This is a genomic window from Streptomyces bungoensis (genome assembly GCF_001514215.1).
Classification (GTDB): Bacteria; Actinomycetota; Actinomycetes; order Streptomycetales; family Streptomycetaceae; genus Streptomyces; species Streptomyces bungoensis.
In genome coordinates this window covers 150,355-156,764 of the sequence record NZ_KQ948855.1, presented here as the reverse complement: position 1 = coordinate 156,764, position 6,410 = coordinate 150,355, and the positions used below count along the sequence as shown (strand labels likewise).

Below are 6,410 nucleotides of genomic sequence, written 5' to 3'. Positions count from 1 at the left end.
CGGTCCGTACGGCCTCCTCCCGCCGCAGCTCCAGCGGTCAGGCTAGGGCCGAGGGGGCCGCAGGGGCGCCGGGCACAGCGTGCGGGCGGCGCGGTCCGCCCACGCCCCGCAACCCGTCAGCCCTCCCCGGCCGGTGCCTCCTCCAGCGGTGCCTCCCCGAACCGGGCCAGTGCCAGTGCGCCTGTCACGGCCACCACGAAGCCCAGCGCCGCCAGCCAGGCCAGGCCCTCCCGCGTGCGGTCGCCGAGCCACACCACGCCCACCGTCGCCGGGCCGATCGTCTCCCCGATCACCATGCCGGCCGTGGCCGTGGTCACCGAGCCGCGCTGGAGGGCCGAGGTCAGCAGCATGAAGGCGGCGCCTCCGCCGATCAGCAGCGCGTAGGCCGCCGGGTTGGTGAGCAGGGCGGCCGGCGACAGGTCGTCGATCAGGCGGACCGACACCTCCACCACCCCGAACCCGAAACCGGCCCCCAGCCCCAGCACGAGCGCCCGCCCGCGGCCCGACAGCCGCCCGCCCGCGAACGCGAGCAGCAGCATCCCGACCGCGACCGCCAGCATCACGTACCGCAGCGTGTCCGACCCGTCCTCGTTCCCCTCCGGTCCGGACGCCAGCCCCAGCATCCCGAGCCCGGCGCACACCACGGCCACCGCGCCCCACTCCCGGCCGCTCAGCCGCACCCCCAGCAGGCGCGCCGCCACCACCGCCGTCACGGCGAGACTGGACGCCAGCGCCGCGCTGACGGCGTAGATGGGAAGGGACCGCAGCGCCGCGATCTGGAACAGGAAACCCAGCCCGTCCAGGGCCAGCCCGGCGACGTACCGCCACTGCCGCAGCGCCCGCAGCAGCAGCGCGGCCTCGCCGCCACCCCCGTCGGCGCCCGCCGCCCGCGCGGCCACCGCCTGCAACACCGTCGCCGTACCGAAGCAGACCGCCGCACCCAGTGCGCACACCATTCCAAAAAGCACGAAACGATGCTATGCGAAAGGAAGTTCCGCAGGCCCCGCGCCCGGACGCTCTCACCGATCTCTAGGCTGGCGGCCGGAAACCGGCCAGGATGGGCCGACGGCCGACGGCCGACGGACCACGGGCAACGGACAACGGGGAGACGTACATGGCGGACGCACGTCGGCAACTTCGCTCGGGCGCGGTCGTACTCGGGGGCATGGGACTCCTCGCGGCGACGCTGACCGCCTGCTCCTCCGACCCCGACAAGCGCTGCGTCGACCGCGACAGCTACAACGCGCTGCGCGGCTACAAGGTCGTCTCCGACAAGAACTGCAAGTCCGCCAAGACCTCCGTGCACGGCGTCTGGTACTACGGCGGCAAGAAGAAGAGCGGCTGGGTGGCCGGCGGCTCCCTCACCAAGCCCCGCGGCGGCTCGGGTGGTTCCGGCGGCGGCCACGGCGGCGTCGACCGCGGCGGCTTCGGCGGCGGCAAGGGAAGCTCCGGCGGCTGACCCGGGACGAGGACGCAGGCCATGCACCGCCGCACCACCGACCCCCGCCCCGACTGGCAGCGGACCGTCGAGGCACAGGGACTCGTCTACCCCCTCACCCGCCACCCCGACGGCGTCCTGCGCCCCTACTGGGACGAGAGCGCGTACTACGTCTTCACCCTGGCGGAGGTCGAGGCGCTGGAGGGGACCGTCGAGGAACTCCACCGCATGTGCCTGGCCGCCGCCGCGCACATCGTGGAGACCGACCGCTTCGCCGACCTCGGCATCACCGACCCGCGCGTGGCGCGGGCGGTCGCCGAGGCCTGGCACCGGCGCGCCGAACTGCCCACCGTCTACGGCCGGTTCGACCTGCGCTACGACGGCACCGGCCCGGCCAAGCTCCTGGAGTACAACGCGGACACCCCGACCTCCCTGGTCGAGGCCGCCTCACCGCAGTGGTTCTGGATGGAGGAACGCTTCCCCGGCGCCGACCAGTGGAACTCCCTGCACGAACGCCTCGTCGCCGCCTGGCGCAAGCAGTCCCCGCTCCTGCCGCCCGGCGGCCCGCTGTACTTCGCGCACTCCTCCGCCGACGAGCTCGGCGAGGACCTGATGACGGTCGCCTACCTGAAGGAGACCGCCGAGCAGGCCGGCCTCGACACCGACTGGATCTCCATGGAGGAGATCGGCTGGGACCCGCTGTCCGGCCGGTTCGTCGACAACCGGCTCCGCTTCATCCGCAGCTGCTTCAAGCTCTATCCCTGGGAGTGGCTGACCACCGACCGCTTCGCCGACCACGTCCTGGACACCCTCGACAACGGCGGCGGCTCGGGCAGCACCCTGTGGATCGAGCCCGCCTGGAAGATGCTGCTGAGCAACAAGGCGCTGCTGGCCGTCCTGTGGGAGCTCTACCCGGGCCACCCGAACCTGCTCCCCGCCCACCTCGACGGCCCGCGCGAGCTGGCCGGCACCACCGGGTACGTCGCCAAGCCGCTGCTCGGCCGCGAGGGGGCCGGGGTGACCGTCCACGAGCCCGGCGCCGCCCCCGCCGTCCGCGACGAGCCCTGCTGCTACCAGGAGCTGGCGCCGCTGCCCGCCTTCGACGGCAACCACGTGGTCCTCGGCGCCTGGGTGGTCGGCGACGAGTCCGCCGGCCTCGGCATCCGCGAGTCCTCGGGCCTGATCACGGACGAGTACGCCCGCTTCCTGCCGCACGTGATCCTCTAGCCGGAATCCTGCGTCGGGGCGCCGTGTCCGTCCGCCGGGGGGCGAGGAGGTCCTCCGCAGGGGTCGCGGCGGCTCCGGAAGGTGGAGATCACCCCCTCCCCGCCCTCGCCCGCATGGTGGACGTGCGATCACCCCGTTCCCACCTGCCCGGTAGGCTGGCCGACGGGCCGTGACTGGCGCGCTGGGATGGGACGGACCATCGGGGAGCGGTCCTGGCGAGACCGTGTGCCGTGCGCCTGGGCCGAACCGTGAACGCTGATGCCTGTCGTCCGGAGGTCCCCATGCACGACAAGTCCCTCTCCACCGAGTCCACCGCCTTCCGCGCCGCCCTCGACGTCGTGCGCGCCGTCGAGCCCCGGGTCGCCGACGCCATCGCCCAGGAGGTGACCGACCAGCGCGCGATGCTCAAGCTGATCGCCTCCGAGAACTACGCCTCCCCGGCCACCCTCCTGGCGATGGGCAACTGGTTCAGCGACAAGTACGCCGAGGGCACCGTCGGCCGCCGCTTCTACGCCGGCTGCCGCAACGTCGACACGGTGGAGTCCCTGGCCGCCGAGCACGCCCGCGAGCTGTTCGGCGCCCGGCACGCCTACGTCCAGCCGCACTCCGGCATCGACGCCAACCTGGTCGCCTTCTGGGCCGTCCTCGCCGACCGCGTCGAGGCGCCCTTCCTGGCGAAGACCGGCGTCCGCCAGATCAACGACCTGTCCGAGGCCGACTGGGCCGAGCTGCGCCATGCCTTCGGCAACCAGCGCATGCTCGGCATGTCCCTGGACGCCGGCGGCCACCTCACCCACGGCTTCCGCCCGAACATCTCCGGGAAGATGTTCGACCAGCGCTCCTACGGCACCGACCCGGCGACCGGCCTGATCGACTACGACGCCCTGCGCGCCCAGGCCCGCGAGTTCAAGCCCCTGATCATCGTCGCGGGCTACTCCGCCTACCCCCGCCTGGTGAACTTCCGCCTCATGCGCGAGATCGCCGACGAGGTCGGCGCGACCCTCATGGTCGACATGGCCCACTTCGCCGGCCTGGTCGCCGGCAAGGTGCTGACCGGCGACTTCGACCCGGTCCCGCACGCCCAGATCGTCACCACGACGACCCACAAGTCCCTGCGCGGCCCGCGCGGCGGCATGGTGCTGTGCGACGACTCCCTCAAGGACCAGGTCGACCGCGGCTGCCCGATGGTCCTCGGCGGCCCGCTCCCGCACGTCATGGCCGCGAAGGCCGTCGCCCTCGCCGAGGCCCGGCAGCCCGCCTTCCAGGACTACGCCCGGCGCATCGTCGACAACTCCCGCGCCCTCGCCGAGGGGCTGACGCGGCGCGGCGCCACCCTGGTCACCGGCGGCACGGACAACCACCTCAACCTGATCGACGTGGCCGCCTCCTACGGCCTCACCGGCCGCCAGGCCGAGGCGGCCCTGCTGGACTCCGGCATCGTCACCAACCGCAACGCCATCCCGGCCGACCCGAACGGCGCCTGGTACACCTCCGGCATCCGCGTCGGCACCCCCGCCCTGACCACCCGGGGCCTCGGCACCGCCGAGATGGACGAGGTCGCCGCCCTCATCGACCGCGTCCTGACCGCCACCGAGCCGGGCACCACCGGCAAGGGCGCGCCGTCCAAGGCCCAGCACGTGCTCGACGCGAAGATCTCCGACGAGATCTCCCGCCGGGCGACCGACCTGGTGGCGGGCTTCCCGCTGTACCCCGAGGTCGACCTCGGCTGACCCGCCAGGCGCTCCCGACGCGGAACCGCACGCGGCGGCCCGGTACGGCACCGGGCCGCCGCGCCGCGTGTCCGTGGCCCCCACCGGTTCCGGAATGCCCCCCGACACCTGAGAGAATGGTGAACATGGCCAACGACCGCCCGCCCGTCGCCCACCACCACCCTCAGGGGAATGGCTCCGCCCCGCAGCGTCGTCCGCGCGTGCTCTCCGGAATCCAGCCCACCGCAGGGTCGTTCCACCTCGGCAACTACCTCGGCGCCGTCCGCCAGTGGGTGGCCCTGCAGGAGTCCCACGACGCGTTCTACATGGTCGTCGACCTGCACGCGATCACGGTCCCGCAGGACCCGAAGGAGCTGCGGGCCAACACCCGCCTTGCCGCCGCCCAGCTCCTCGCGGCCGGTCTGGACCCGGACCGCTGCACCCTCTTCGTGCAGAGCCACGTCCCCGAGCACGCCCAGCTCGCCTGGGTCATGAACTGCCTCACCGGCTTCGGCGAGGCGAGCCGCATGACCCAGTTCAAGGACAAGTCCGCCAGGCAGGGCGCCGACCGGGCCTCCGTCGGCCTGTTCACCTACCCGATCCTCCAGGTCGCCGACATCCTGCTCTACCAGGCCCACGAGGTCCCCGTCGGCGAGGACCAGCGCCAGCACGTCGAGCTGACCCGCGACCTCGCCACGCGCTTCAACGGCCGCTTCGGCGAGACCTTCACCATCCCCAAGCCGTACATCCTCAAGGAGACGGCGAAGATCTACGACCTGCAGGACCCGTCGATCAAGATGAGCAAGTCGGCGTCCACGCCGAAGGGCCTGATCAACCTGCTCGACGAGCCGAAGACCACCGCCAAGAAGGTCAAGAGCGCCGTCACTGACACCGACACCGTGATCCGCTACGACGTGGAGAACAAGCCGGGCGTCTCCAACCTCCTCACCATCTACTCCACCCTCACCGGCAAGCCGGTCGCCGAGCTGGAGCAGGAGTACGAGGGCAAGATGTACGGCGCCCTCAAGACCGACCTCGCCGAGGTCATGGTCGAGTTCGTGACGCCGTTCCGGGAGCGCACCCGGCAGTACCTGGACGACCCCGAGACCCTCGACGCCGTCCTGGCCAAGGGTGCGGAGAAGGCGCGTGCCGTCGCGGCGGAGACGCTCGCGCAGGCGTACGACCGCGTGGGCTTCCTGCCCGCCAAGCACTGAGCGTACGACCGCACACACGTCCACCGGCGGAGCGCTGCACATCACTTCCGCTGCGCCTGCCGACAGGACACCCGTGGCCGTACAGTCGATGCCGACGACCGAGTGGGACACACACGGAACACGGACGCAGCACAGACGCGCCACGGACAGCAGCACACAGGCACCCGGCACAGAACGCGCCACAGACAGCAGCACACAGGCACCCGGCACAGAACCGGCACGACGACGGGAGACGACGTGGGGACCGTAACGATCGGAGTGTCGATCGCGGTCCCGGAGCCCCACGGCAGCCTGCTCCAGGAGCGGCGCGCGGGCTTCGGCGACGCCGCGGCTCACGGCATCCCCACGCACGTCACGCTGCTGCCGCCGACCGAGGTGGAGGCGGCCGGCCTGCCGGCCGTCGAGGCGCACCTCACCCGGGTCGCCGCGGCCGGCCGGCCGTTCCCGATGCGGCTGTCCGGGACCGGTACCTTCCGGCCCCTGTCACCGGTCGTCTACGTGCGGGTCGTCGAGGGCGCCGGGGCCTGCACCTGGCTGCAGCAGCGGATCCGCGACGCCTCGGGGCCGTTGGCGCGCGAGCTGCAGTTCCCCTACCACCCGCACGTCACGGTCGCGCACGGCATCGACGAGGCGGCGATGGACCGCGCCTTCGCGGAGCTGGCCGGCTTCGACGCCGAGTGGCCGTGCACCGGCTTCGCCTTCTACGAGCAGGGCTCCGACGGGGTGTGGCGCAAGCTGCGCGAGTACCCTTTCGGCGGCTCCGTGGTGCCGCCGCAGGGCAGCCACCTGCAGCGCGGGACCATCGCGAGCCGCTAGACCCTG

6 protein-coding genes and 1 riboswitch are annotated in these 6,410 nt (G+C 72.5%); of the genes, 5 read left to right on the top strand and 1 reads right to left on the bottom strand.

All coding sequences use genetic code 11. The features are described 5' to 3' along the window. Positions 1–116: 116 nt before the first annotated feature. A complete protein-coding gene (locus tag AQJ66_RS13215) occupies positions 117–956 on the bottom strand; it encodes a DMT family transporter (RefSeq protein WP_061920487.1) in 840 nt (279 codons plus the stop codon). Between the two features lie 158 nt (positions 957–1,114). Here AQJ66_RS13215 and AQJ66_RS13210 point away from each other — a divergent pair, with 158 nt between their 5' ends. The 5 genes from AQJ66_RS13210 (at position 1,115) to AQJ66_RS13190 (ending at position 6,404) form a co-directional block, all read left to right on the top strand. Beyond that, positions 1,115–1,459, top strand: coding sequence for a hypothetical protein (locus AQJ66_RS13210; RefSeq protein WP_061920485.1), 345 nt, complete (start codon positions 1,115–1,117; stop codon positions 1,457–1,459). A 21-nt stretch (positions 1,460–1,480) separates the two neighbouring features. Beyond that, the gene (locus AQJ66_RS13205; protein ID WP_061920484.1) at positions 1,481–2,665 is read left to right on the top strand and encodes a glutathionylspermidine synthase family protein; all 1,185 of its coding nucleotides are present in this window, start codon (positions 1,481–1,483) and stop codon (positions 2,663–2,665) included. Between the two features lie 159 nt (positions 2,666–2,824). Beyond that, positions 2,825–2,914, top strand: a riboswitch (ZMP/ZTP riboswitch). A gap of 32 nt (positions 2,915–2,946) precedes the next feature. Further along, on the top strand, positions 2,947–4,395 hold the full coding sequence (locus AQJ66_RS13200) for a glycine hydroxymethyltransferase (protein WP_061920481.1): 1,449 nt from the start codon (positions 2,947–2,949) through the stop codon (positions 4,393–4,395). 125 nt (positions 4,396–4,520) lie between these two features. After that, positions 4,521–5,588: a tryptophan--tRNA ligase gene (gene trpS, locus AQJ66_RS13195; RefSeq protein WP_279617321.1), complete on the top strand. Its 1,068-nt coding sequence runs from the start codon at positions 4,521–4,523 to the stop codon at positions 5,586–5,588. 237 nt (positions 5,589–5,825) lie between these two features. Next, positions 5,826–6,404 carry a 2'-5' RNA ligase family protein gene (locus AQJ66_RS13190; protein WP_061920477.1) on the top strand — a complete coding sequence of 193 codons (579 nt, stop codon included), beginning with the start codon at positions 5,826–5,828 and terminating at the stop codon, positions 6,402–6,404. Positions 6,405–6,410: the final 6 nt, after the last annotated feature.